At 62.9% G+C, this 24,720-nt stretch carries 21 protein-coding genes and 1 tRNA gene; 11 read left to right on the top strand and 11 right to left on the bottom strand.

The genetic code is table 11. From position 1 onward, the window contains the following. From narJ to CTEST_RS05155, 5 genes are all read left to right on the top strand, one after another. Entirely contained in the window at nucleotides 1–690 is a 690-nt protein-coding gene (gene narJ / locus CTEST_RS05175; protein ID WP_047252840.1) for a nitrate reductase molybdenum cofactor assembly chaperone, read from the top strand. A gap of 9 nt (nucleotides 691–699) precedes the next feature. Next, on the top strand, nucleotides 700–1,485 hold the full coding sequence (gene narI, locus CTEST_RS05170) for a respiratory nitrate reductase subunit gamma (protein ID WP_047252839.1): 786 nt from the start codon (nucleotides 700–702) through the stop codon (nucleotides 1,483–1,485). 76 nt (nucleotides 1,486–1,561) lie between these two features. Beyond that, entirely contained in the window at nucleotides 1,562–2,344 is a 783-nt protein-coding gene (modA, locus tag CTEST_RS05165) for a molybdate ABC transporter substrate-binding protein (RefSeq protein ID WP_047252838.1), read from the top strand. Between the two features lie 3 nt (nucleotides 2,345–2,347). Continuing rightward, entirely contained in the window at nucleotides 2,348–4,210 is a 1,863-nt protein-coding gene (locus CTEST_RS05160) for an ATP-binding cassette domain-containing protein (protein WP_047252837.1), read from the top strand. A 19-nt stretch (nucleotides 4,211–4,229) separates the two neighbouring features. Beyond that, entirely contained in the window at nucleotides 4,230–4,958 is a 729-nt protein-coding gene (locus CTEST_RS05155) for a helix-turn-helix transcriptional regulator (RefSeq protein ID WP_047252836.1), read from the top strand. Here the strand turns inward: CTEST_RS05155 and thrB are convergent. The 4 genes from thrB to argS form a co-directional block, all read right to left on the bottom strand. Then, a complete protein-coding gene (gene thrB / locus CTEST_RS05150; RefSeq protein ID WP_047252835.1) occupies nucleotides 4,955–5,875 on the bottom strand; it encodes a homoserine kinase in 921 nt (306 codons plus the stop codon). The two genes, CTEST_RS05155 and thrB, sit on opposite strands and share 4 nt — an antisense overlap. Nucleotides 5,876–5,884: 9 nt before the next feature. After that, complete coding sequence (locus CTEST_RS05145) at nucleotides 5,885–7,216, bottom strand: homoserine dehydrogenase (RefSeq protein ID WP_047252834.1); 1,332 nt, start codon at nucleotides 7,214–7,216, stop codon at nucleotides 5,885–5,887. Between the two features lie 83 nt (nucleotides 7,217–7,299). After that, on the bottom strand, nucleotides 7,300–8,634 hold the full coding sequence (gene lysA, locus CTEST_RS05140) for a diaminopimelate decarboxylase (RefSeq protein ID WP_047252833.1): 1,335 nt from the start codon (nucleotides 8,632–8,634) through the stop codon (nucleotides 7,300–7,302). Further along, the gene (argS, locus tag CTEST_RS05135) at nucleotides 8,634–10,286 is read right to left on the bottom strand and encodes an arginine--tRNA ligase (RefSeq protein ID WP_047252832.1); all 1,653 of its coding nucleotides are present in this window, start codon (nucleotides 10,284–10,286) and stop codon (nucleotides 8,634–8,636) included. The genes lysA and argS overlap by 1 nt, the downstream gene beginning before the upstream one ends. A gap of 134 nt (nucleotides 10,287–10,420) precedes the next feature. Between argS and CTEST_RS05130 the strand changes: the two genes are divergently transcribed. Both CTEST_RS05130 and CTEST_RS05125 read left to right on the top strand, forming a co-directional pair. Beyond that, a complete protein-coding gene (locus CTEST_RS05130; protein WP_083985443.1) occupies nucleotides 10,421–11,989 on the top strand; it encodes an alpha/beta hydrolase in 1,569 nt (522 codons plus the stop codon). A gap of 109 nt (nucleotides 11,990–12,098) precedes the next feature. Then, nucleotides 12,099–12,174 (top strand) — tRNA-Arg (locus CTEST_RS05125). 701 nt (nucleotides 12,175–12,875) lie between these two features. Here CTEST_RS05125 and CTEST_RS05120 read toward each other — a convergent pair. Further along, a complete protein-coding gene (locus CTEST_RS05120) occupies nucleotides 12,876–13,517 on the bottom strand; it encodes a hypothetical protein (protein WP_236686147.1) in 642 nt (213 codons plus the stop codon). Nucleotides 13,518–13,857: 340 nt separating this feature from the next. Here CTEST_RS05120 and CTEST_RS05115 point away from each other — a divergent pair, with 340 nt between their 5' ends. Further along, the gene (locus tag CTEST_RS05115; RefSeq protein ID WP_047252831.1) at nucleotides 13,858–15,663 is read left to right on the top strand and encodes an NAD(P)-binding domain-containing protein; all 1,806 of its coding nucleotides are present in this window, start codon (nucleotides 13,858–13,860) and stop codon (nucleotides 15,661–15,663) included. Nucleotides 15,664–16,176: 513 nt separating this feature from the next. Here CTEST_RS05115 and CTEST_RS13535 read toward each other — a convergent pair. Beyond that, nucleotides 16,177–17,061 (bottom strand): hypothetical protein, encoded by an 885-nt coding sequence (locus CTEST_RS13535; RefSeq protein WP_144413227.1) that lies wholly within the window; start codon nucleotides 17,059–17,061, stop codon nucleotides 16,177–16,179. A 570-nt stretch (nucleotides 17,062–17,631) separates the two neighbouring features. On the opposite strand from CTEST_RS13535, the gene CTEST_RS05110 reads away from it, so the two are divergent. Next, nucleotides 17,632–18,177: a DUF937 domain-containing protein gene (locus CTEST_RS05110; protein ID WP_047252830.1), complete on the top strand. Its 546-nt coding sequence runs from the start codon at nucleotides 17,632–17,634 to the stop codon at nucleotides 18,175–18,177. 29 nt (nucleotides 18,178–18,206) lie between these two features. Beyond that, nucleotides 18,207–18,497, top strand: coding sequence for a muconolactone Delta-isomerase (gene catC / locus CTEST_RS05105; RefSeq protein WP_047252829.1), 291 nt, complete (start codon nucleotides 18,207–18,209; stop codon nucleotides 18,495–18,497). Between the two features lie 65 nt (nucleotides 18,498–18,562). On the opposite strand, the gene CTEST_RS05100 is transcribed toward catC, so the two are convergent. Further along, nucleotides 18,563–18,763 carry a PspC domain-containing protein gene (locus CTEST_RS05100; RefSeq protein ID WP_047252828.1) on the bottom strand — a complete coding sequence of 67 codons (201 nt, stop codon included), beginning with the start codon at nucleotides 18,761–18,763 and terminating at the stop codon, nucleotides 18,563–18,565. Between the two features lie 98 nt (nucleotides 18,764–18,861). After that, nucleotides 18,862–19,359 carry a MarR family winged helix-turn-helix transcriptional regulator gene (locus CTEST_RS05095; RefSeq protein WP_047254236.1) on the bottom strand — a complete coding sequence of 166 codons (498 nt, stop codon included), beginning with the start codon at nucleotides 19,357–19,359 and terminating at the stop codon, nucleotides 18,862–18,864. Between the two features lie 161 nt (nucleotides 19,360–19,520). Between CTEST_RS05095 and CTEST_RS05090 the strand changes: the two genes are divergently transcribed. After that, nucleotides 19,521–20,057: a YceI family protein gene (locus CTEST_RS05090; RefSeq protein WP_047252827.1), complete on the top strand. Its 537-nt coding sequence runs from the start codon at nucleotides 19,521–19,523 to the stop codon at nucleotides 20,055–20,057. Nucleotides 20,058–20,113: 56 nt separating this feature from the next. Here the strand turns inward: CTEST_RS05090 and CTEST_RS13055 are convergent, their stop codons facing one another. The 3 genes from CTEST_RS13055 to CTEST_RS05075 are packed head-to-tail and all read right to left on the bottom strand — an operon-like array spanning nucleotide 20,114 to nucleotide 24,720. Continuing rightward, complete coding sequence (locus tag CTEST_RS13055; protein WP_052844306.1) at nucleotides 20,114–22,750, bottom strand: AAA family ATPase; 2,637 nt, start codon at nucleotides 22,748–22,750, stop codon at nucleotides 20,114–20,116. Between the two features lie 3 nt (nucleotides 22,751–22,753). Next, a complete protein-coding gene (locus CTEST_RS05080) occupies nucleotides 22,754–23,896 on the bottom strand; it encodes a metallophosphoesterase family protein (protein WP_047252826.1) in 1,143 nt (380 codons plus the stop codon). Further along, a complete protein-coding gene (locus tag CTEST_RS05075) occupies nucleotides 23,893–24,720 on the bottom strand; it encodes an SWIM zinc finger family protein (RefSeq protein WP_047252825.1) in 828 nt (275 codons plus the stop codon). The genes CTEST_RS05080 and CTEST_RS05075 overlap by 4 nt, the downstream gene beginning before the upstream one ends.

Here is a 24,720-nt window from a genome sequence, read left to right as displayed (position 1 = left end):
ATGGCCCGCACCCCGGTCGGGATCATCCCCGACATACTGACCACCCCGGTCAAGGTCACCGATGACCAACGCCGGACAGTCGCCATCGCCGCGTCCTTTCTCCTGGACTACCCGGACGATGACTTTGAGGCGAAGATCGCGGCCGTCGATAAGCACATTGACACCCTGCCGCCAGCGATAGCGGCGGAGGTGGCCGCGTTCACCGACGCCGCGCGAACTTTGGGGCGCCGTGGCCTGGAAGAGCACTACGTGGAGACCTTCGACCAACGGCGACGCTGCTCTCTCTACCTCTCGTATTACTCCGTCGGCGATACCCGCCAACGCGGCACCGCCATCCTCGCCTTCCGCCAAGCTCTGGAACAGCTCGGCTTTGAAGAGCAACGCGAGGAACTCCCCGACCACCTGTGTGTCGTCCTCGAAGCCGTCGCGCGCAGCGACGGTGAACAGCACGCCCAGACCGTAGAGATGCTCGCCGCCCACCGCGACGGACTCGAAGTCCTCCGCTCCGCCCTGCAACAGCAGAATTCGCCCTTCGCGCACCTCATCATCGCCGTCGCCATGTCGCTGCCACAGATCGACGCCGACACCGCCCACAACTACCTCGACCTGATCCGCTCCGGCCCCCCGGCGGAACTCGTCGGCATCGGCACACCCCTGCCCTTCCCCACCGCCCACCTGGAATCGAGTTAGGACACCATCATGGCCAACTACAACGAATTCTTGTGGGTCGCCTTTCCCTGGCTGGCTATCGCCGCGTTCGTCATCGGCATCATCTGGCGCTGGCGCACCGACCAGTTCGGCTGGACGACCCACTCCACCCAAATCTACGAATCAAAACTCCTGCGACTGTCCTCCCCCCTGTTCCACTGGGGCATGGTCTTTGTCATCCTCGGCCACCTCATGGGCCTGGCATTCCCGAAATCCTGGACCCAAGCCATCGGCATCAGCGACGCTGCCTATCACGTCATCGCCACCTACCCCGGCACGCTCGCAGGCATCGCCGCCATCCTGGGCCTGGCAGGACTGCTCTACCGGCGCATCGTCAATCGCTCGGTCTTCCTCTCCACCTCTAAATCCGACAAGGTGATGTACGTCCTGCTGGGTGGCGCCATCCTCACCGGATTCTTCGCCACCGTCAGCCTCCAGCTGTTCGGCGACGCGCACGGCTACGACTACCGCGAAACCATCTCCCCCTGGCTGCGCCAACTGCTGGTCTTCAACGCCCAGCCCGAGCTCATGACCGACGTGCCGTGGCAGTTCAAGCTCCACATCATCGCCGGCTTCACCCTGCTCGCAGTCTGGCCCTTCACCCGCCTCGTCCACGCCTTCTCCGCCCCGGTGGGCTACACCACCCGCCCCTACGTGGTCTATCGTTCCCGCGACACCCGCACCGGTCCGGTCAAGGAGCATGTGGCCTGGGAACCGATCCGTTCCCACACGGAACAACTCGATGAAAGAAATGAGACACCCTCCCGCGGGGCGTAATTCTGGGGTTGTATTCCGGGTTGTAATCCGGCGCAGTTTCCACGACCATTGATTGAGATACCCGAAAGGTAATTCCATGAGATTGTTCTCCAGGGCCGGAGCGACCGCGGCCGCCTTCTTGGCCGCCGTCACCCTCCTGGCGGGCTGCACCTCCAGCTCGAGCGACACCGCCGCATCGACCGATCCGAGTAGCAGTGACGCTGGCGTGGCGCTCACCGTCCTCGGTGCCTCCTCCACGCGCGTGCTCAACGACGATCTACAGGAACTCACCAACCTCGACCTGACGTTTATCAACGCCGGTTCCTCCACGCTGGTGCAGCAACTGGCCGATGGGTCCCCCGGCGACCTGCTCATCACCGCCGATCGTCCGACGATGGATTCCGCCGTGGGCCAGGACCTGGTCAACGATCCGGTCGAGGTAGCCACGAACTCCCTGGTCATGGTCGTCCCCCAGGGCAATCCCGCCGGGATCACCAGCACTGCTGATCTCGCTGGCGCGAGCGTCGTGCTGTGCGATCCGGTCGTCCCGTGCGGTGCAACCTCCCAGACGATCATCCAAGAGCAGAACATCGAGGTCACGCCAGTGTCTTTGGAGCACGCCGTGGCGGATGTGCTGGGCAAGGTCACCTCCGGCGAGGCTGACGCCGGCTGGGTCTATCGCACCGACGCCCAGGCGGCGGGCGACGCCGTTGAGGTCATCGAGATTCCGGGCTCGGAGTCACACCGCAACTCCGTGATGGCTGCCACCACGACGTCGTCGGAGCACCAGGAAGCAGCCGAGAAGTTGCTCGCCCTGCTCACCTCCCCCGAGGCCGCACCGCTGTGGTCGAAGCATGGGTTTACCCCCGTCACCGCTTAACCGATGTCCGTCCCCCGCCCCGTCACCCCGCGGCCACCGATCGTGGTGGCCGTCCTCGGGGCGATCGGGCTGGCCATCATCCTCGGCCCGGTCATCGCGCTGGGCATCCGGGTCCCGTGGTCGAGGTTCGGGGAGGTCCTGGCCAGTCCAGACACAACGAGCCTGCTCACCGTCACGTTTGCCTCCGCGATCTGCTCCACCCTCATCACCACCGTGCTCGGCGTGCCGCTGGCCGCCTGGCTGCGTCACCTGCGGCGTGGCCAGCGTCTGGTGCGGCTGCTGGTCATGCTCCCGCTGGCCATGCCCCCGGTGGTCGGCGGCCTGGCACTGACGGCGGCCGTCGGCAGGCGCGGGGTGACGGCCCCGCTTCTCGATGCCCTGGGCATCCAGTTCGCCTTCGCCTTCCCCGGCGTCGTCCTCGCCCACATCTTCATCTCCCTCCCCTTCGTCGTGGTCACCGTCGACGCGGCCCTCCGCCAGCTTGACCCCGAGGTCACCGCCAGCGCCCAGGGCGTGGGCATGCGACCGCTGGAGATCCTCCGCCTGGTCATCCTCCCGGCGGTGGCGCCCGCGATCGTCACCGGCGCGGGGCTCGCCTTCGCCCGCTCCCTCGGCGAATTCGGCACCACTCTCACCTTCGCCGGTTCCATGCCCGGGGTCACCCGCACTATGCCGCTGGGCATCTACCTTGAGCGCGAAACAGACCCCGGCCAGGCCTATGTCCTCGGCGCCATCCTCATCTTCTCTGCCGTCGTGGTCCTCGGGCTCGCCGCCCTGCCCTCCATCCTGCGCCGTCGCCCCACCCCGCAGGCCCGGCTTATCGACGCCCCCGACACCCCCGCCCTGCGCAGCCTCACCGCCCCACCCGCCGCCCGGGCTGTTGCGGTCGATGCCGCCGGCATCACTTTCCCCGCCAACCGCATCACCGCGGTCGTCGGCCCCAACGGTTCCGGCAAAACGACCCTCATGGGCAAAATCGCCGGCCGCCTCACCGGGGGCGCCGTCACCGTCGACGGCTCCGTCGTCCTGCTCACCCAGCGTCCCGGCTTACCGCCTGCTTCCACTGTCGCCCAGGCGATCACGATGGTCACCCGGGATCGGGCCGCCACCACCAAACTTCTCAGCGCTGCCGGGCTCACCCCCCTCGCAGGCGTCGCCGTCCCCGCCCTCTCGGGCGGGCAGGCCGCCCACGTGGCCCTCGTTCGCGCCCTCGCCGCCCGACCCGACGTCCTCATCCTCGACGAGCCACTCTCCGCCATCGACGTTGCCTCCGCCGAACACTGGCGGCGTCTCCTGCGCGCCGCCGCCCAGGACCGCACGACCTTGATGGTCACCCACGACCCGCTGGAAGTGGCGGCACTCTCGGAACACCTCGTTGTCCTCACCGGCGGCAGCATCACCGCCGCTGGGCCGACCATCGACCTGCTGGATAACCCGCCGAATGAGTTCGTTGCCTCCTTGGCCGGAGTGAGCCGAATTGTTGGCACCGTCACGTCCAGAGAAGTTGACACGATCACAATTAACCAAGGACAATGGGACATCGCTGGCACGTTCTCAGGCCCGGACGATCAGCTTCCGCTGGTCGGTGACAACGCTGTTGCTACCTTCCCACCCGAGGCAACCACCCTTCGTCTCCCATCCCCGTCCACGGTGAGAGAATCTGCCCGAAACGTCTGGCCAGGAGTCGTAGAATCCGTCGTGGCCTCCACCGCCCGTTCCGGGGCAACCGTGCACGTCAAGGTGGGCGATATCCGGCTGAGCATCCCCGTGACCAGGCGATCCGTCCTCGACCTCGGGCTCAGCAACGGTACCGCCGTCGAGTGCGTTACCAAGGCCGCCGCCATCACCATCCATCCCCGAACCTAGGAGAGGATCACCTCCCGCCATGGCCAAAGCACCAGCTCCCCAGCCAGCAACCGAACTTTTCTCGGAATCGCTGCAGCTAAGCCTCAAGCAGCGGGAGGTCCTCGATGCACTCCAAGCATTCCCCCAAGGCGCTGGATCGGCCGAGCTGGCAGCCACCCTCGGCATGCACGTCAACACCGCCCGTGGGCACCTCGACGAACTGGTCGCCCGCGGCGCAGTCCGCGTTTCCTCCCTCCCCGCCGAGGGGCGCGGCCGACCGTCTTTCATCTTCCAAGTCCGGGTGCCCGATAACCGCGCCGTCGCCGACGAGTACGTCTCCCTGGTGGAAGTCCTCGCAAGCATGGTCGCCGACACGGATTCTGCCACCCCCGAGAATCTCTCCCTCGCCCACGACATCGGGCGCAAATGGTCCCGGCGCATGGCTCAATCTGCCGTCCCCGCCCAGACCGTCGCCGACGTCCTACCGCAGCTGCTCGTCCGCCTCCGCGATATGGGCTTTGATCCGGTTCTCACTCCCCCGCAGTCCCCGGAGGATGGTCACCAGGTCGCCCTCCATTCCTGCCCGTTCATCACCGGTGATTCCCTCCCCACCCCGTTTATCTGCGCCGTGCACGAAGGCTTCCTCCAAGAGACGGTGGGAGAAACCATGGCCGCGACCTCGGGCCGGGTATCCCTCACGCTGCTGCCGTTCTCCGGCGAGGGCGCGTGCGTGGTCGAAGTAGACTCCGACGCCGAGAAGGCTAGCTAGCCGATCTCCACCTGCACCGGGCCGGCGACGTCGAGCTCGTGAACGCGGAGGCCAGCGGCGCGGGCATCATCAAGGATCTTCTCGTCCACGCTGTCAGTGGACAGCACCATGACGGTCGGACCAGCGCCCGAAAGGTACGCGGCATACCCGCGGTTGCGCAGGCGGTTCACCCACTCCGCGGTAACCGGCAGGACGTCGGCCCGATAGGGCTGGTGAAGACGGTCGCGTGTGCCCTCCCACAGCAGCTCCGGGTGATTCTGTAGCGCGACGGTCATCACGGCCGTGCGGGAGACATTGAAGCGGGCGTCGGTGTGAGTGACGTGGCTGGGCAACACCCGGCGCACCGCCACCGTCGAGGCGTGGAAATCAGGAACCAAGGCGGTGGCCTTGATGCGGCGATCAACGGGAATGCTCACGGCACGGTATCCGGGCTGGGAGCCATCGACCGGCGTGGTGGTCCAGGAAACGACGGCCGAACCGAGGACGGAGGCAGCGGCGTTATCCGGGTGACCTTCGAAAGCGGAAGAAAGCTGGACGATCTGGTCGGTGGTCAACGGAGCGCCCGCGAGCGCGTTGGCGGCCACGACGCCCGCCACGGCAGCCGCGGCCGAAGAGCCCAGTCCGCGGGACTGCGGGATGGCGTTGGTGCACACGACCCGCAAACCGGGAGCCTCAGCGCCCGCGGCGTTGAGGCCGGAGCGGATAGCTTTGACCACGAGGTGGGAGCCATCGCGAGGAAGATCGTCCTCGCCCTCCCCGTAGACCTCGATCTCCAGGCCCGCCGCGATGACTTCCACTTCGACGGTGTCGAAGATGGCCAAGGCGAGGCCCAGAGTGTCGAACCCGGGACCTAGGTTGGCAGAGGATCCGGGAACGGTGACGGTCACTTTCGTGCCGATCTCGAGCTCACTGCTCACGATGTTCTCCTAGAAGAGTCGGATGACGCTGTCGACGGCCTTGACGCCGGGGCTGCGCTTGAGTTCCTCGACGGTGGCGGCCAGGTCAGATTCCAGGGCACCGTGGGTCACCACGATGAGGCGGGCATGCTCGCCGGACTCCTCCTGGCGGACGGTCTTGAGGGAAATGCCGCGGCTAGCGAAGGTCGCCGACACCTCAGCGAGGACGCCCGTCCGGTCCTCGACCTCCATGTCGATGTGGTAGCGGGTTTCCACGGAACCGAAATCGGCGATGGGCAGGTTGGCGTAAGTGTTTTCGCCCGGGGCGCGTCCACCGTGGACCTTGTTGCGGGCCGCGCCGACGAGGTCGCCCAACACTGCCGAGGCGGTCGGGTTACCGCCCGCGCCGTTGCCGTAGAACATGAGCCGGCCGGCGGCCTCGGCTTCGACGAAGATGGCGTTGTAGGACTCGTTGACGCTGGCCAGCGGGTGCTCGCGGGGAACGAGGGTCGGGTGCACGCGGGCGGAGACCGCTTCCTGGCCGTTGGCATCGGAGATGCGCTCACAGATGGCGAGCAGCTTGATCACGAAGCCAGCATTGCGGGCGGCGGCGATGTCATCGGCGGTGATTTTGCTGATGCCCTCGCAGTAGACATCCGTGAATTTAACTCGGGTGTGGAAGCCCAGCGACGCGAGAATCGCGGCCTTGGAGGCGGCGTCATGGCCCTCGACGTCGGCGGTGGGGTCGGCCTCGGCGTAACCCAGGCGGGTGGCCTCTGCCAGTGCGTCTTCGTAGGAGGCGCCGGTGGATTCCATCGCATCGAGGATGAAGTTGGTGGTGCCGTTGACGATGCCGGAGATCCGCTCGATCTGGTCTCCTGCGAGGGAGCGGCGCAGCATGCTCACGACGGGGATGGCGGCGGCGACGGCGGCCTCGAAGTACAGATCGACGTTGGCGGCGTCGGCGGCCTCGGCCAGTTCATCCGCGTGCGCGGCAACAAGGGCCTTGTTCGCGGTGACGACGGACTTGCCCGCCTGGAGTGCAGCGAGGACCAGCTCACGGGGGTAATCGATGCCGCCGATGACCTCGACGACGATGTCGACATCGTCGCGATTGATCAGACTCATGGCGTCATCAGTGAGCAAGGAGGGATCGACTCCCGCCCGGTCCTTGGACAAGTCAGAGACGGCCACTCCCTTGAGTTCCAGGGGCCCGCCGATGCGGTGCGCTAAGGGGTCGGAGTGCTCACTCATGAGGCGCAGCACCTCAGTGCCCACGGTGCCGTGGCCGAGAATCGCGATGCCGACCGGCTCGCCGGCTCCCTTGCCTGGGTTGAACGTGGGCTGGATGTTGTCGGTCATGGTTCTCCTGAGGGGTGGCGTATGACGTCCTAGGCGGATTGATACCCGGATGAGCTTACCGGGGCCAAAAGTAACTTTCCCACTTAGGGTTCCAGCGCAAGAATGTCTGCGATGGTCTCGCGCCGCAGCATCAGCCGTGATTTACCGGCCCGGACGGCGACGACGGCGGGCCGCCCGAAGGCGTTGTAGCGGCTCGACATTGCATAGGCGTAAGCGCCGGTGGCGGCAACCGCGATGAGGTCGCCTTCCCCGATGTCGGACGGGTAGCGTGCATCGCGGACGAGGATGTCGCCGGATTCACAGTGGGCGCCGACGAGGCGGGAGGGAATTCCTTCGGCCTCGGTGTCACGGTTGACCACGCGGGCGTCGTAAAGCGAACCATAGAGGGCGGGCCGGATGTTGTCGGACATTCCACCGTCGACGGACAGGTAGCGGCGGGTGACACCATCATCGATGGTGACATCTTTGACCGTGCCGACCTCGTAGACGGTGACGGTGCCGGGGCCGGCGATGGCGCGGCCGGGCTCGACGAGGACGGCCGGCGCCTCGATGCCGAGCTCGGCGGCGGTTTTTGCCACGGCCGTGAGCAGGTCATGCGCCACTTCATCGACGTCGAGGGGCTGTTCGTCTTCGGTGTAGGCGATGCCGTATCCGCCGCCGAGGTCGAGTTCGGCTAGCTCGACGCCGAGCTCGCGGTGGATGGTGGAATAGAGGCCGAGGACGCGATCGGCGGCCATGGTGAAGCCGGTGGCGTCGAAGACCTGGGAACCGACATGGCAGTGCAGACCAACGAGGTCGAGATTGCTGGCATCCACGGCTGCCGCAGCCGCGCGGAATGCCGACCCGGAAGCTAGGGAGAAGCCGAACTTTTGGTCCTCGTGGCTGGTGGCGATCGCCTCGTGGGTGTGGGCCTCGATGCCGGGCTTGACGCGGATCATGACCTGCTGCGTCCGGCCCTCCGCGGCTGCGATGGCGTTGAGCTCACGCAACTCCGCATCCGAATCGAGGACGACGTGGCCAACGCCGGCCACCACGCAGGCGCGGAGAAACTCCGAACCTTTGTTATTGCCATGCGCCGTGATTCGCTCGGCGGGGAAATCCGCCAGCAGGGCAATCTGCAGCTCATTGTGCGAGGCGACATCGAGACTGAGGCCCTCCTCATCAACCCAGCGGGCGACCGCGCGGGTGAGGAACGCCTTCGAGGCATAGTGCACGTGCTGGGGCCCACCGAAGGCGCGCGCCATGTCCTGGCAGCGTGAGCGGAAATCATCCTCGTCCACGACGAAGACGGGCGTGCCGTACTGTTCGGCGATTTCCGGCAGTGGGACCCCGGCGATGGTGACCACGCCGTCTTCTTCCCGGCGGGCATTGCGCGGCCAGACGTGCGCGGGGAGCTCGTTGAAGTCTGCGGCAGCCATTACATTCTTTCCGGGGCGCTCACGCCCACGAGGCCGAGAGCATTAGCCAAGGTCTGGCGGGTGGCGGCGGCCAGCGCGAGGCGCGCGGAATGGATCGGCTCCGTCTCTTCGCCAGCCTTGGGCAGGATCTGGCAGTTGTCGTAGAAGCGGTGGAATACTCCGGCCAGCTCCTCGGCGTAGCGGGCAACGCGGTGCGGTTCGCGCAGTTCAGCGGCCGCCTTCACCACGGCGGGGAACTCACCGAGGGTGCGAATGAGGTCGCCTTCGCGCTCATGGGTGAGCAGGGAGAAATCGGCGCCGTCATAGTCCAGGCCCAGCTCGGCGGCCTTGCGGGCGATAGAGCACAGGCGGGCGTGGCCGTACTGGACGTAGTAGACGGGGTTGTCCGAGGACTGCGACGCCCACAGCGCCAGGTCAATGTCCAGGGATGAATCGACCGAGGAGCGAATGAGCGAGTAGCGGGCAGCGTCGATGCCGATGGCCTCCACGAGGTCATCGAGGGTGATGATGGTGCCGGCCCGCTTGGACATGCGCACGGCTTCGCCATCGCGGACGAGGTTGACCATCTGCCCGATCATGACCTCGACCTGCTCGGCGTTATAGCCCAGCGCCGCTGCCGCTGCCTTGAGGCGAGCGATGTAGCCGTGGTGATCCGCGCCGAGCATGTAAATGCACAGGGTGTGCCCACGGTCGAACTTGTCCTTGACGTAGGCGATGTCACCAGCGATGTACGCGGCCTCGCCGTCGGATTTGATGACCACGCGGTCCTTGTCATCACCGAAGTCGGTCGACCGCAGCCACCAGGCATTATCCGCCTCGTAGAGGTTGCCGTTGTCCTTGAGCGTTTGCACCGCCCGGTCGACGGCCCCGGACTCGAATAGCGAATTCTCGTGGAAGAACACGTCGAAGTCAGTCCCGAATTCGTGCAGTGACTCCCGGATGTGCGCGAACATCATGTCCACGCCCTCCGCGCGGAAGGTTTCCTGCACTTGTTCTGCAGTCCCTTCCAGGGCCTGCGGCTGCTTATCGACGACCGCCCGAGCAATCTCCGCAATATAGGCGCCACCATAGCCATCCTCCGGGGTCGGCTCGCCCTTGGCGGCCGCCACGAGGGAGCGGGCAAAGCGGTCGATCTGCCCGCCGTGATCGTTGAAGTAGTACTCGCGGGTGACGTTGGCTCCCGAGGCAGTCAAGATACGCCCCAGGGAATCGCCGACGGCTGCCCAGCGGGTGCTACCAAGGTGGACCGGTCCCGTCGGGTTGGCGGAGACGAACTCCAGGTTGATCTTCTCCCCCGCATACAGGTCGGAAGAACCGAAGGCCTCCCCCTCCGCGAGAATCCGACCGACGACCTCGCCCTGCGCGGCGGCCGCCAGGCGAATGTTAAGGAAGCCCGGCCCGGCAATCTCCGCGACCTCAATCGCGGGATCCTCCGCCAGCGCCTCCGCCAGCCACGTGGCTAGCTCTCGCGGGTTCTGCCCGACCTTTTTTGCCACCTGCAACGCGAGGTTCGTCGCGTAATCGCCATGCTCCGGGTTGCGCGGACGCTCCACCACCACCTGCTCGGGCAGAACAGAGGTGTCGAGGTCGCGGCTGGCGAGCACGCCGATGGCGACCTCCCGGATCAGGGAGGAAAGGTCAGCTGGTGTCATGGCGGATAAGTGTAATGCACACCCACGACAGATTCTTACCCCGGCCACTAGCGGGCAAAAGACTAGAAGAGGAACCAGTTTGCAATTAAGCTGATGCGGACCTGCCACGTAACTGAGAAGAGACGACGCCACCCATGAACGTATCGCGCCCAGTCGCGGCTTTCGCCGCTGCCATTGTCGGACTAGCTGGACTGTCCATCGCCACCGCTCCCGCCAATGCCGCCCCCGCCCAGCCCATCACCTGGGAAGAGTGCCCAGAGCAGGTCACCGATCCTGCCGCAACCTGCGGGCGTATCGACGTCCCCATGTACCACTCCGATCCCGCCGGCGCGACCATTTCCGTGGGCTTCATCAAAGTCCCCGCATCCAACCCAGGTGCCAAGCGTGGCACGCTCTTCGGCAACCCCGGCGGCCCAGGCGGCGACGCCTACTCCTACTTCGGCAACCCCCAGGTCTTCGCCTGGCCGACCGGTATCACCTCCGAGTGGGACCGCGTCGCCGTTCAACCCCGCGGCCTCGCCGGCTCCACCCCGCTCGACTGCACCGAGATGCCCGCCAACACCAGCCCCACCGACCCCCACCTGCGTCAGGGTGCCTTCATCCGCGACTCCTGCGAAATCAAGACCCCCGGCTACACCGCATCCCTAACGACCGACAACACCGCCAATGACTGGGAATGGGTCCGCCAAGCCCTCAACGAGGACCGCATCTCTATCATGGGCCTGAGCTACGGCACCTACTTGGGCTCCGTCTACGCTTCCCGCTATCCCCAGCACACCGACCGCGTTGTCCTCGACTCTGGCATGGACCCCAACCTGGCCTGGAACGGCGTCATGGGCACCCAGCAGGGCGGCTTCGAATCCAGCCTCCACGACTTCCTCGGCTGGGTCGCCGAACGCAACGACACCTACGGCCTGGGCACCACTCCCCTCGCCGTCTACCAATCCTGGTCCCGCAAGGTCGTCTCCGAGGCCGGCACCAACCCCACCGTCGTCCCGCCGCCCGCCCAGATCGGTGACATCCCGCCGGGATTCGACTGGGCCGGGCAACTCGCCGCAGATGCCATGACGGCCACCGGCCCCGCCCGCGTCTCCTCCGAGGGCCTCTCCTCCCAGGCAGTACGCCCCGGTGCGAACCAGTCTCGCTCCGTCACCTTGTCCATAACCCGCATGTCCCTGCCCAACCCCGGCGCCTGGGACCAACTGGCCAAGATGATCAACGGCACCGCCGAGATCCCCACCATCGAAGATCTCTCCGGCACCCCCGAACAACAGTTGGCCGTGTTGAACACTTCAGCAATGCAGCGCATGGTCATGTGCAACGAAAACACCACCACTCCCAACCTGGCCGACGTTCCCCGCTACGCCTGGACCAACTACGTCACCGGCGACATCTTCACCGCCCCCAACGCCATGTTCACCTCCGGCGCCGGCTGCTCCGGCATCGAGCCCAACTCCGGCCGCCAGCTCACCGACGGCTCCCAGCTCGCCACCCGTCCGCTGCAGATTCAAGCCACCGGCGACCCCCAGACCCCCTACCAAAACCACTACACGCTTGCCGAGCAGATGCGCAGCCAAGTCATCACCGTCCACGGCAACGGCCACGGCCACGTCGCCACCGGCAACCAGGCTGTCGACGACGCCGTCGTCTCCTACCTGCGTACCGGCGTCGCCCCCGTAGCGAACGTCCCCGGCGTGAACTAGGTTTGGCCAGGTTTGCTTGCGCGGTTTTGTGTAGGTGATTCGGCCCCGGCCTAGACCGGGTGCTAAGATTTCACCGTTGTTATCCCGACCACGCGTCGGGGTGCAGCGGGTCTCCGTAGCTCAGTGGATAGAGCATTGGTTTCCGGTACCAAAGGTCGCAGGTTCGAATCCTGTCGGGGACACCATGTCATGTCTCGAGACATAGTTCCTACTTTGTCTCGGGGCATGACCTTTTTTGTGCGGGTTCAGGTGGGTCGAATGTGGTTGATTCTGCGGGAGTAACGGAGCTTCTTCTCCGCTGATGCTTGCGACTTTTCGGGTGCCCCAGTCTTCAAAGCCGTCACTGGCGGCCTCCTGAGCCTGGCTGATCTTCGCTGATGCCAAGGAACCTGCTGATCCGAGCTGTAAGGCTGTTAGCAGCTGGCCTTGACGTTTCGGTGGCGTCTTTTGAGACTCGTCCCCCTGCGTGTTCGTGGTGGGTGGAACGATGTCGCAGGACATCTGTTTTTCTGATCTTGGGCACGATGGTGTTCCTCCCGTGGGAGGGTGGGGCATGCGGAACTATGTTGTGAGACATCAGGGCCTTGTGGGGCGGAACGATGTCACGGAATCAGACACTGCTGGGGGCACAATGTCATGTCTCGAGACATAGTTCCTACTATGGCTCGGGGCATGACCTTTTTTGTGCGGGTTCACGTGGGTCGAATCTGGTCGATGCGGCGGGAGCAAAGGAACTCATTTTCCTCTGTGTCACACTGCTTCCCGAGTGCCTCAGTCTTCAAAGCTGACATTGGCGGTGTTCTTCACGTGGCACTATGGGGGGTAGTGAATCGATACCGAAACGCTGCCGTTGGTTCTCTGCTCCATCATGTCATGCTGGAGCCAGTTAGGGCTCTTGGGCTGCTGGTTCCTCACCCTCACTGGTCCACGCGTCCGCTTCCCAATCCATCACGCAGTCCCAGGCCTTGTCTTTGATGGCCTCCCGCAGTTGAGTCTGGTACTGACGGTAATCCGCACCGCCGAGTGTCGACCATGCACCATTGGGAGGAGTGACCTCGAGAGTCTCCTTCCCTCGATCGTAGATAATGCGGTCAACAGGGGCGTGAAGGTACTGGTAAACCTTCCCGATTGCGGAATGGTCAAGAACTGCAAGATATTTGAGAGTCATGTTTAACCACTTCTGCGCTTGCCCGTAATGGAACTTGAACGTCGGACGCTGAGGGTGCTCTTCAGCGTTGACCATCTCTACTACGCCTTCGCACCAGGCTTGGTGTGCGATGTCGAACCTGTCCTGGTCACCAATTTCTTTCAAAGACTCTACGAACGAGAGGACGCTGTCCTCGACATTCCGCTTGATTCTTTCCGCTGACGGGTGCGACCCAATCCCGCGAAGGGTCCGTGCCAAATCGCGATATGCGCGCTTGGAGACAACCCTGATTGCCTCGTCACCGTGCGGTTTGTGTGCCACCCCTCTGGAGAATTCGTGCGCCACCCCTTTGGAGAAATAGAACGCTACCAGGGAATTCATGCGTCGGTCTAGTTCCATAACCCCACGGTACCCACACCCAGCATTTTCCATACAGGAAACTCACGCGGCACTGAGATGCTAGCCCCCAAACCGCGACGACACACCATTGCGACATCCACGGAAGGGGCGCCACCACCGCCCGTTTACTGCCCATGGAAGCTATTTCATTCGCGTCCCCCACCAACACCATGATCCATACATCGTCCCTGCTAAGCCCCTAGAGACAAGCACCCCAATTCCGACTTCAAGAAGATAACGTGATGCACATCTATCCACTCTCCTTTTGTAATCTGTGCCACTATTGGTGAGGTCAGAACGATACCGATGAGGAGAGATAGACATGACCAAGGTCATCGACGTGAAGGACACGGCAACCGAGTGGCTCCACTCGTTGGAGCAGGCGGGTGGAGCTTCTGACGCTGCTACCGCCGCCACGGCAATAAGCGAGCTGTTTGAAACCGAGGGATACTGGCGGGATCTGCTCGCCTTCACTTGGAACATCACCACCGCCGAAGGGGCGGAAGAGATTGCGGAGATGATCCGCACAACGTGGCCTGCCAGCAGGTTGAGCAATGTTGTCCTGGACGGCGAACCGGTTGATGAGGGAAACGGCGTCACGCGCGTCAAGTTCTCCTGCGACTCCCAGGACTTCCGTTGCACGGGCATCGTGCGTCTTCGTAACGGCAAGGCGTGGACCATGCTCACCTCGGCGCGCGAGTTGAGGCAATTCCCAGAACCGAGCGGTCGGCGTCGTCCGCTGGGTGCGGAACATGGGCAAAGCGCCGACAAGCGGAACTGGGCGGACAAGAAACTCGATCGTCAGAACGCACTCGGTGTGACGGAGCAACCCTATGTTCTCATCGTGGGAGGCGGTCAGGGCGGCATCGCTCTGGGTGCACGGCTGAAGCGCCTGGGGGTGCCCGCCCTCATTTTGGACAAGGCCGCGCGCCCCGGTGACCAGTGGCGCGGTCGCTACCACTCACTCTGCCTCCACGATCCGGTCTGGTACGACCACCTCCCTTACCTGCCCTTCCCAGATGACTGGCCAGTGTTCACCCCTAAGGACAAGATGGGTGACTGGCTCGAACACTATGTCGGAATCATGGACTTGGACTACTGGACGAGGACGGAGTGCGTGCGAGCCAGTTACAACGAGGCCGAGAACCGCTGGGATGTCACCGTTAATCGGGATGGCGCCGAGATGACCCTCCATCCCGCTCAGCTTGTCCTAGCGACGGGGATGTCAGGTGTGCCGAACCGGCCCTCACTGCCGGGTGAGGATAGCTTCCACGGGGAGATCCGACACTCTTCCGAGCATGCTGGAGGTGAGGTTGATCGGGATAAGGATGTCGTCGTGTTGGGTGCGAACAACTCGGCCCACGACATCTGCGCGGACCTCTATGACAACGGTGCTCGTCCGGTGATGATTCAGCGCTCCTCGACCCACATCGTGCGTTCCGAGACGCTCATGCAGGAGGTTTTCGGGCCCCTGTATTCCGAGGAAGCTCTGGAAGCCGGGGTGGATACCGACACCGCCGACCTGCTCTTTGCTTCGTGGCCGTACAAGGTTCTGCCCGAGGTACAGAAGGTAGCCTTTGACAAGGTCCGGGAGATCGATAAGGACTTCTACGATCGATTGGAGAAAGCAGGTTTCCTCCTCGACTTCGGTGATGATGATTCGGGGTTGTTCCTCAAGTACCTGCGGCGCGGTTCCGGCTACTACATCGATGTCGGTGCCTCCGAGCTCGTCGCCAGTGGAGAGATCCCGGTTCGCTCGCGAGTCAACATCGAGGAAGTCCGGGAGCGCTCCGTAGTGCTGTCCGACGGCACCGAGTTGCCTGCCGACGTCATCGTCCTGGCCACCGGGTACGGGAACATGAACAACTGGGCCGCCCAACTGATCAGCCAAGAAGTCGCTGATCAAGTCGGGCCGTGCTGGGGCTTGGGTTCGGACACCACGAAGGATCCGGGCCCGTGGGAAGGTGAATTGCGGAACATGTGGAAGCCGACGGCAGTAGACGGGCTGTGGTTCCACGGCGGTAACCTCCATCAGTCACGGCACTATTCGAGGTACCTGTCCATGCAGCTCAAGGCTCGATACGAAGGTATGGAGACACCGGTCTACGACAACACTAGAGATCAATAATCTGACTAAACTGCAGCTAGCATAGTCTGCTAGTCAACTGGCGGCGGACGGCAACGAAATATCAGTCGATCGCCGCCAGGATCGCCGACTGGCAAACTGTTCGAAGTAAATTCGAGCTTAATGAAGGCGGCAAATATCCGAACAGGATTTAGTGTCAGATGCCGCAGAGTCGATACCTTAGGGGAAAACTACCTGCGATTGCACCGTCGAGCTCTATGTCAGAATTCATTTATCTAGAGGAATTATAAAGTCCATTGCGGACACGTGAAGTCCTAGGATCCATTAAAGATGCACAGCACAAAGCTTGTTAGGTCAATGGTTCTCTACAGATTGATACCCGAAGTTCCCTAGATAGCTTCTTTACACTATTTAGCATCCCCATTTTTTTCGGTGATCTCCATCCCCACTAAGGCACAGCGCGACTAGACCCTTTACTGTGCCGATAACCTTCTCAGTTAAACATCTGAAATTCGTTCATTTCTGGAGGCTCTTTGCAAAACACGAGCTATTCAACTACTGGAGCATCTGGTTGCTACAAACCTCAGTCCATCCAGAGGTTCCATCGGTGAAAAATGTGGTACCGGTTTGGTGAATTTGAGGGTCCCCACAGTGAGAGACTTGCTTATCGAGAACTCTAGGTGCTTCTACGCCAGGAGCTCCAGTAAAACCAACAACGGGAGACGCTTCCGGAGTTGGACGAGGGGCTGGCGCGACCGGCGCCGGCGTGTGAGCAAAATTGGGCGTTGGGCCTGGCTCTTGCGCGGGACCTACCTCGTCGAGTGAGGCACGCGTTGCAGACGCATCGGGAGCCGGGAATTCCCACCTCGCACCATTTAGGGTTTCCGTCAATCGAATCTTTGAAGCACCATCAGGAACATCCATAATGTGAACCCTCCGTTCAGTATCTCCGACTTGCATCGTTTCCCTCCAAGCTTGCTCACGCGTCGATGGTGAACACCAAGAAGACTGGGGAAGCTCTTGGTTGATTCCTTCTTTGTCCAATGCTGACCAATCCGACCAAATCGGGAATTCACCAGGACGATAGTCAGAGTCGGATGGCTTTGTTTCCAGAAGAACAGTCGCTTTAACGAGGTGAGTTCCTGAAGGCTGCTCGCCAAAAACTGTTCCTTCGCACATCTCCAGCAGATCGAGCGATTCCACAGTAAAGTTGATTGAACAATCGGAAACGTCAGTACAGTCCATGCCGTGTCGAAATCCTACTTGCCCCTCCACACCTTTACTTAGATCTCCAAGCTGAGCAGTCGCGCCATTCGAGACCTCCTCATCAATCGTCGTGGTTGGTTCTGACTCGACACCACCGTTTCCTTGTGTACAAGCTACGACTCCAATAAGGAGCATTGGAGCCATGATTGACGCCAGTACGAGGCTTTTTTTCATAGATAGTCCCTTCAATTCTTTTACTGTTTCCCGGGATGTAATGGATGGTCTCGCGAGACCGGAGCTAAATGTTTTAAGAACAAGCTGGGCTTTCCTGGCGGAAAAGACGGTTTAACCGCGAGTACGAATAGATGACTTGGAGGAATACTTGTGATACATCACCCATCACGATCTCGCCTAGGCTTGTCGTCAGTATAAGTCTCGCACATTGAACCCCTGGGCATCCGGGAATCAATCAAGCAGCGCCCACGAAGATCTCGTCGGACACAAGCACAAACCTTCATGCCAGTTCGTGTGTAGGGCCGAATTTGGAGGGAGGCCAGTATCCACCGATCATTTGCTCTGGCGCGTCGTTGGTCACGCTCACCAATGAGTAACCGGTGCCAGCACCTAGACGAACTACAACGCGATCGGCCGCACTCCTCTCAGGGACACGTCCAAGGTCGAAATACGGCACGCTAATCGCACTGGCTCACCGGTTCGCGGAAGTCCATATCCAAAACCGATGGGCGCAGTCCGACATGGGGCAAGAGCCTTCCCCATGTCGGTAACTCCCACTATGGTTGTGACATGACCAACAACATCAGCGGTTTCCTGTCCAGCTTGCCCATCGACAAGATCGCCAACCAGCTCGGCGAGAGCCCCGACGACGTTCGCTCCGCAGCCGAAGCTATCGTGCCGACTCTGCTCATGGGAATGGGCGCCAATGCTCAAGATCCCAACGGCAAGGAGTCCTTGGAGAAGGCGCTGGATGGCCACGATCCCTCACTGGTGGAAGGCGAGGTCGATGTGGAGGCCATCGACACCGAGGATGGCGCTAAGATTGCCCACCATATTTTTGGCTCCCAGGAGGAGCAGGTGGTCAGCCAGCTCGGTGGCCTGGGCAGTGGAGGCAGCAGCCTGGTGAACAAGCTCATCCCCATCCTCGCGCCGTTGGCAATGTCGTGGTTGGCGGGTCAGCTGACCAAGAACTCCCAAGGCGGCGGTGCCCAAGGTGGGCTGTTGGAGCAGATCCTCGGGCAGGTGCTCGGCAGCGGGAATACTCGAGCCACCACCGGAGGTGGTGGTGGATTCGGTGAGATTCTCGGCGGACTGCTGGGCGGCGGACGTCGATAAGCAATTCCCACGAAGCGAGAGGATCTTACGTGCTGTTTATTGCTCGCATGGATGTGTCATTCCCCGATAATTTGACACCGGAGCAGGTGGCGGATTTCCAGGCCCGGGAGAAGGAATATTCTGGGAACCTGCAGGCCAAAGGGACGATGAAGGGTATTTGGAGGGTCGTAGGCAAGTATTCGAACTACTCAATTTATGACGTCGCGAGCAACGATGAGTTGCAGGAGGTGCTCAGCGGTTTCCCGATGTACAAGTACATGAACATCGAGGTCACCCCGCTCGCGCAACACCCCAACGCCACGCGCGACTTCTTCGCCTAGCCGCGAGTAACAGACAACCGCCCGTCCCCCAGCAAAGGGAAACGGGCGGTTGTTGCGCCTAGTGCTTAGGCCTCCGGCATGAGGATCCAGGCCACCAGGTACAAAATGGCCTGCGGGCCGGGGAGCAAGAAGGAAGCGACAAAAAGCAGGCGGACCAGGGTGGGGTTCCAGCCGTAGGTTTCGGCGATGCCGCCGAGGACGCCGGCGACGTAGCGATCGGTGATCGAGCGGTGAAGGCGACGCTGGTAGATGGGTTCGTTAGTCATGATCTGGGGCTCCTTGTGCCTCGTTTTGTGCTGATGACTCCATTGTGATGGAGCGGGGAGGCAAATACATCGGGAGAGCCCCTGATATCCACCCTGATCTATGTGGCGCCCAATCCCGGGGAGATGCCGGAGTGCCCGATGACGTTATCTACGTCCACCACGCCCTTCCAGAATGAGGTCAGCGCCGTCATTTGTTCCGGGGTCATGTGGTCGAAGACGACGCGACGCACGCTTTCCACGTGGTCGGGAGCGGCATCGGAAAGCCGCTTGAGGCCTTCATCGGTGAGGGTGACCTCGACACCTCGGGCATCGCATTCACTCTTATTTTTGGTCACGAGGCCGCGACGTTCCATCCGAGTGATCTGGTGGGACGTGCGGGAGCGGTCCCAATCGAGTGAATTGCACAGGTCACGTAGGCGGAGGGTCTGGTCGGGGGCCTCGGAGATGGAGACGAGGACGGCAAATTCAGAGGCCGAGACGCCGCTTACGGCCTCCAAGGTGTCGTCGAGCACGCGATCAATCTTGCGCGTGGCGGCGAGCATGAGGCGCCAGAACGCCTGTTCCTCATCATTGAGCCAGCGGGTTTCAGTAGCCATGTCAACAATCATAGCCCCTTGCCTACCGTGATTGAAAATCGTTGTCAACCCCCGCTGCCTGGGGTTTCGTTAATGTCGAGTTTCTTGTTGACACGTCATACACATCGCGCTATTGTTGCACCTGCACTTGAGAAAACACCACACTTAAAAGGAGCAACACAATGTCTAACCTCACCGGTACCTGGGTCCTCGATCCCGCCCACACCAGCATCGCCTTCATCGCCCGCCACGCCATGGTGACCAAGGTGCGCGGCACCTTCGATGAGTTCGAGGCCACCGTCGTCGTCGACGAAGCCAACCCGGCCAATGACTCCGCAGTCGCCGTCATCAAGACCGCTTCCGTCCACACCGGCAACGCTGACCGCGACGGCCACGTCCGCGGCGACGACTTCTTCGCTGTGGAAAAGTTCCCGGAGATGACCTTCGCCGCCACCTCCTTCAACCTCCACGGCGATGGCAGCACCGTCACCGGCGACCTCACCATCAAGGACGTGACCAAGCCGGTCACCCTCGACGTGGAGATCTTCGGCGTCGAGGAAGATCCCTTCGGCAACACCCGCGTCGGCTTCGAAGCCAACACCAAGATCAACCGCAAGGACTTCGGCGTCGACTTCCAGGCCCCCCTGGCCTCCGGCGGCGTGCTCGTCTCCGAGCAGATCACCATTCAGATCGACGGTTCGGGCATCAAGCAGGCCTAAGCTCCGCGCTCTTCACCCCCGCACGGACCCACAGTGGTCTGCGCGGGGGTTTTCTTCTACCTCATCTTCAAATCATCAATGGCAAACTCGGTTCGATCCTGCACCAGGTGATAACGCTCCGGTACGCAGGTAAGCACAATAACTTGCCCCTTCTTTCCCATCTGCTCAAACAATGTCGACATGAGGGCCAGCCGGTGCATATCGGTGGACCCCAACGCATCATCAACGACGACGGGAACAGGTACCCATCCATCACTGTCCTCCCGAGACACCAACTCGGCGATGGCAAAGCGAGTAAGAATCGCTAGCTGTTCCTTAGCCCCGCCCGACAGGAAGTCGAGGCCGACCGTGGCCTCCCCGACGGTGCGATCAGTCACCTGCAGCGTGTCGGACAGCTGGAACTCCACATCATCGCCGAACACCCACCGAGCCAGTCGGCTGAGCTCATCAGCAAACGGCTGCGCGTAGCGGGCCCGTGCCGCATCCCGGTGCCGGTGAAGAGTGTTTCTCAACATCTCCACCGCCTCGGCACGACGCTGCACCGAATCCAGACGATGCGACGCGGCAGCCAACGACGCCTCCGCCTTTTCCAGGCGTTCGGCAGCACCCGTGGCCATCTCGATCCGCCCACTGAGCTCCGCAAGCTGCGTCGTCGAATCCGCGATTTGCTTGTGTAGCGATTCGACTCGCGTCGCCTTCGTCCGGTGCAGGCCCGCGGCCCGCTCCGGATCGGCCGCCGCCACCTCGGCCTGGGCCACGCGCCACTGCTCGACCACCGCATCCCGCGCTGCGCGCTGCTTGTCGACGTCCCCGTCCAACTCCGCCGCGCCCGCCTTCTCCTCCGCGTCAGCCAACGTTTTCTTCGCGGCACCGTCGGCCTGCTCCGCAGCTTCGATTCGCACGGTCAGCGTGCTCAGCGCGGTCGTGGCTTGTCGCTCACGCCACGGAGTTAGCGCCGCATCGAGTTCGGCGGCCTCCGCTCCAAGCCGATCGAGTTCCTCTTCCGTCGCCCGAACGTTCGCGGTGGCGGCAGCGACATCAAGGTCCTCGGGGAGCGCCTCGCTCCCCTCTCCGTCGGCTGTGAGTCCGGCGAGCTCGGCGGCGAGGGACTCCGCATCGGTGCCGCTGAGCACTGACGTTCTTTCGCGCTCTAGGGCAGCGAGCTTCTCCGCTACCTCCCGGTAGGCATCGCGGCGGGTGCGAAGTGCGTCGAGGGAGGAGCAGCCCAAGTCTTGGAGAAGTTCAGCCACCCGGGCGGTGGCCCGAGCAACCAGATCCTCCTCAGCAGCCGATTCAGCCAGTCCGGGGAGGTAGCGGGCGGTGACCTCGCCGATTGTGATTTCACTTCCGCGTTCCAACTCCACGGAGACAGCTTCAGTGCCAATGGAGACTTCTTCGCCGTTGACCAGCACTGACCCGGGGGTAGTCGCCGTCAACTGGAGTTTGGATGTGGTTTGCTCCCGCAGCCGTTGTTGGAGGATGAGTTCTTGGCTGGCTTCCTCTACCGCGCGGACGTGGGCATCGGAGACCTTCAGGCGAGCATGTTCTTGTCGTAGCTCCGCGATCTGGGTAGTCAGCTGCGTGACCTGTGTGTGCTTCGCAGCCACCTCGTCCCGACGCACTGCTGCCTCGACCCGCCGCGCCACCGAGCGCGCCTCTCGCACATTGGCTGCTGCCACCGCCTGTTGGCGCTTGGCTTCCTCTAACTTCCCCCCTAGCTCTACCAGTTGGGCTGCTTCGGTGGCCGCGGCCGCGGCCGCATCCTCCAGCCCGGCGCGGCGGCGGTCGAGTTCGGCGGCGGCGAGAACGACGGCGTCGATAAGCATCCGGCGCTGCTCGACGGCGTGAGTGGCGCGCTGGAATTCCCTCTCAGCTCGCTCTACCTCGCCCGCCAACGCCTCCGCCTTCGCGGCGGCCTCGGCGGCAACGCGGGCCACCTCGGCGGCGGCCTCCGCTTCGGCCACAGCCTCCGGCAGCGCCGCGGTCGCCCGTGCGCGGGTATCCGTGACGTGGTCGTGCCGGAGAACGTAACCATCGAGCTCCGCGGCCGAAGCCTGGGCTGCGGAGTTTTCCTCGGTGGCTGCCTTAACGTCGTCCATGGCCTGGGCCAGCTCACCGCGCTGCTTGCCGGTCGCGGTGTAGTAACGCTGGTATTCACTATTCACCGCAGCCATGAGCCCGGTGTCCTCGATACCAGCCCCCTGGGTACCGGATGCCCCGTCAAGAGCGCGGGTGAGGGAGGAAATGCCAAGGGCATCGACGCTGTTGCCCAGGTCATCCTGGCGCAGGAACAAAGTGCTCAGCAGGTCCGAGTCGAGGTGCTCGGCGATGAGCTCCTTCAGCTTCGCTTCCGCTTCGTCGCCGGTGAACACCTGGCGCTGCGGGGAGGACAGGGACAAGCGGGCACTTTTGTCTCGAAACCACGTCTTCTCCACCGTGAAGGTCACCGGGCCCAAGGACATGGTCACCGCAACGGAGGGAGAGACGTCACGGTCGACGGGTTTGGCGGCCTTGACCACCTTGTTCTTCGCACTGTGCTTCTCGTTGAGAACGAGGTGGAGGGCATCAAGAATGGTGGACTTGCCCTTCTCGTTATCGCCGTGAATGACGATAACCCCGGTGTCGGGCAGTTCCTTGAGTTCCAGGTGGTCAATGCCGCGGACGTTGTCAAGGGTCAGGGAGTGGATGCGCATGAGCTAGGACTCCTGTGACAGACGGAAGAGGAGGTTGACGGCGTCGCGGGCGGTGGGGTCCTCGTCGGCTGCGCTGACCAACTCGGTCAACGCGGTGGCCGCGAAACCGGACAGGCCGAGATCGGCGAGCTCCTCCTCCCCCGGTTCCACGTGCAGGTCGGTGAGGCGCTCACGTTCGTAGAGGGCGGCGAAGACGGGGGTGCGAGCCGCCACTCCGGTCTCGAGCTGACGGGTATCGGTCATGGTGAGAGTTCCGCGCAGACCGTATTTGATCACGGTGCGGTCCTTATGGGGATAGGCGTCAAGGGCCGCCAGGAACTCCGCCACATCCGCGGCGGACGCCAGCTCACGGTCAAGCGCCTCGAAGGTCCACTCCCCGATCGGGACTTCCTCCACCACGACGGACGCATCCGACGCCGAGGATTTAGTCACCTCCACAACGAGGGCCTTGCCAGAGTTGGTCTCGCCCCCGCCGGCGGTGGCCAGATCACGAAAATCAGTAACTTCCGGTGACCCCGAAAACCACACTCGCCCGGAGTCGCCCACAGGTTGCGCGGAATGGGTGTCCCCCAACGCCAGGTAGTCAATGGTGCCGTCAGCGAGCCGGGCCTCGACGTGGGCCAGATCAATGAGGTCGGCGTGGATGTCATTGGAGCGGGATTCCGCCTGGCCATGGCCCACCATCACCCGGATCCCATCGGTGGGCTCGAGGCCATCGAGTGCCCGGTGCACCAGGTCAGTCGTCGCGCGCTTGGCCAACAAGGGCGCCCCGACGAGCTCCACCCCCGGGGCCACCTCCACCGGAATGGAGTCCCCCAGGACGTGGACCCCATCGACGTCGATGCGGCGGAAAACCGAATCCGCCACCAGCGGGTCATGGTTGCCGGGCAGCAGATACACGGGCACGGGCAACGCCCGCAAGCGCTCCAGTGCGCGGCCGGTCACCCGGTCAGACAGAGAGTTATGTTCAAACACATCACCGGCGACGACGATGAAGGCACAGCCGTGCTCGGCCGCCACCTGGCCGAGCCGGTCGATCGAGCGGAGGCGGGCATCATCGAACCGGCCCTGGGCATCAGAGTCCAAGAACCACCGGGTCATTCCCAATTGCAGGTCAGAGGTGTGGAGGAACGTGCATGACGTCATGAGTCATTGTCTATCACGCCACCCTGACACAAGGCGTCGTACAGGTCTTCCAAGTCGGACACAGCCCGCAATTGTTCGACATTGGTATAAGAAATAATGCGCATGGCCTTGTGCAGAAGATCCAGGTCAGAGTCATCGAGCGCCGGGGCCAGGCGCGGGGTCGGCAGGTCGGGGAATTGCCGGCCCGACCAGAACAGCTGTGGGTCATCCTCCGACTCCTTCGCCGCTCCCTTCGCCTGGGCCATGACGGCCTGCTCCAACGCGGGAAGGTTCAGCCCCCGGATCTCGAAGAGCAGCTGCGGGTCGGCATCAATACGCGAGGCAAGCACCTCAACGACCGCCACCTCGTGCTTGCACACCGGGGCCGGATCGGGGCAGTCACAGAGGAAACGAATGTCCTCCGGGAGTTCGGTGACCAGCACCTTGAGCAATTCCTCGGACAGATCTCCCTGCCGGGCCCGCTTCATGCCGTTCGGGGTACGGGCCAGTGCCGCCGCGACGTCACTGAGCTCATCGGAGGAGCGATAGGGCAACACGACGGAGACATTGAAGGGCTCGTTTTGGGAGCCCGCCACCTGCGCATGTGCCCGACCGTTGAGCAGCTCCAGGGTGACCACGTGGCCTCCGGCCGCGTACTTGCGGCCGCGGCTGAGGCGACCGCTGTCGGTGCGGGAGGTAATGGCGTCGATAAGCACTTGTGCCCCCGGCGACATCTTCTGCCGGGATCGCTGCGGGATGGCCGTGACATCGGCCGGGCCACTGACGCGGGTTTTGGCGCCGAAGTTGGCGTAGATGACGTTGTCCTCAGATGGGCGCTGCGGCAT

The organism is Corynebacterium testudinoris, from assembly GCF_001021045.1.
Classification (GTDB): domain Bacteria; phylum Actinomycetota; class Actinomycetes; order Mycobacteriales; family Mycobacteriaceae; genus Corynebacterium; species Corynebacterium testudinoris.
Note: the sequence above shows the minus strand (reverse complement) of the source record. Positions and strands in the feature narration are given on the sequence as shown.

Excerpts from the sequence above, each read along its gene's own strand:
- narJ (WP_047252840.1), top strand. The coding sequence starts at position 1 with ATGGCCCGCACCCCGGTCGGGATCATCCCCGACATACTGACCACCCCG.
- narI (WP_047252839.1), top strand. The coding sequence starts at position 700 with ATGGCCAACTACAACGAATTCTTGTGGGTCGCCTTTCCCTGGCTGGCT.
- modA (WP_047252838.1), top strand. The coding sequence starts at position 1,562 with ATGAGATTGTTCTCCAGGGCCGGAGCGACCGCGGCCGCCTTCTTGGCC.
- CTEST_RS05160 (WP_047252837.1), top strand. The coding sequence starts at position 2,348 with ATGTCCGTCCCCCGCCCCGTCACCCCGCGGCCACCGATCGTGGTGGCC.
- CTEST_RS05155 (WP_047252836.1), top strand. The coding sequence starts at position 4,230 with ATGGCCAAAGCACCAGCTCCCCAGCCAGCAACCGAACTTTTCTCGGAA.
- CTEST_RS05145 (WP_047252834.1), bottom strand. The coding sequence starts at position 7,216 with ATGACCGACAACATCCAGCCCACGTTCAACCCAGGCAAGGGAGCCGGC.
- lysA (WP_047252833.1), bottom strand. The coding sequence starts at position 8,634 with ATGGCTGCCGCAGACTTCAACGAGCTCCCCGCGCACGTCTGGCCGCGC.
- argS (WP_047252832.1), bottom strand. The coding sequence starts at position 10,286 with ATGACACCAGCTGACCTTTCCTCCCTGATCCGGGAGGTCGCCATCGGC.
- CTEST_RS05130 (WP_083985443.1), top strand. The coding sequence starts at position 10,421 with ATGAACGTATCGCGCCCAGTCGCGGCTTTCGCCGCTGCCATTGTCGGA.
- CTEST_RS05120 (WP_236686147.1), bottom strand. The coding sequence starts at position 13,517 with ATGAATTCCCTGGTAGCGTTCTATTTCTCCAAAGGGGTGGCGCACGAA.
- CTEST_RS05115 (WP_047252831.1), top strand. The coding sequence starts at position 13,858 with ATGACCAAGGTCATCGACGTGAAGGACACGGCAACCGAGTGGCTCCAC.
- CTEST_RS13535 (WP_144413227.1), bottom strand. The coding sequence starts at position 17,061 with ATGAAAAAAAGCCTCGTACTGGCGTCAATCATGGCTCCAATGCTCCTT.
- CTEST_RS05110 (WP_047252830.1), top strand. The coding sequence starts at position 17,632 with ATGACCAACAACATCAGCGGTTTCCTGTCCAGCTTGCCCATCGACAAG.
- CTEST_RS05100 (WP_047252828.1), bottom strand. The coding sequence starts at position 18,763 with ATGACTAACGAACCCATCTACCAGCGTCGCCTTCACCGCTCGATCACC.
- CTEST_RS05095 (WP_047254236.1), bottom strand. The coding sequence starts at position 19,359 with ATGGCTACTGAAACCCGCTGGCTCAATGATGAGGAACAGGCGTTCTGG.
- CTEST_RS05090 (WP_047252827.1), top strand. The coding sequence starts at position 19,521 with ATGTCTAACCTCACCGGTACCTGGGTCCTCGATCCCGCCCACACCAGC.
- CTEST_RS13055 (WP_052844306.1), bottom strand. The coding sequence starts at position 22,750 with ATGCGCATCCACTCCCTGACCCTTGACAACGTCCGCGGCATTGACCAC.
- CTEST_RS05080 (WP_047252826.1), bottom strand. The coding sequence starts at position 23,896 with ATGACGTCATGCACGTTCCTCCACACCTCTGACCTGCAATTGGGAATG.
- CTEST_RS05075 (WP_047252825.1), bottom strand. The coding sequence starts at position 24,720 with ATGCCGCAGCGCCCATCTGAGGACAACGTCATCTACGCCAACTTCGGC.